The 220-nt window shown below is 55.0% G+C and carries 1 protein-coding gene; it reads right to left on the bottom strand.

Going from position 1 to position 220, the window contains the following annotated elements; all coding sequences use genetic code 11:
• The coding region (locus A3709_RS24060; RefSeq protein ID WP_197484270.1) for a hypothetical protein at positions 1-220 on the bottom strand (220 nt) is incomplete at both ends.

Raw genomic sequence — 220 nt, 5'->3', positions numbered from 1 at the left:
AAACTGCTGGGTGATGTGCACCTGTTCGTCGGTGGTCACAAGTTCGGCAATACCCTCGGCGAGATCCTCTGCAGACTTGTTGTCGCGAATATGAAACTCGGTCACGCTGGGCAGGAAGATGACCGTTTCCGGCTGATAGTAGCCGATCAGGTCGTCGTAGTGATAAACGATGTCGTCGACAATGGCGTCGCCAATGCCCCGCATTAACACGGGTTTGGGG

The sequence above is a fragment of the Halioglobus sp. HI00S01 genome, assembly GCF_001635445.1.
GTDB lineage: Bacteria > Pseudomonadota > Gammaproteobacteria > Pseudomonadales > Halieaceae > Halioglobus > Halioglobus japonicus.
Note: the sequence above shows the minus strand (reverse complement) of the source record. Positions and strands in the feature narration are given on the sequence as shown.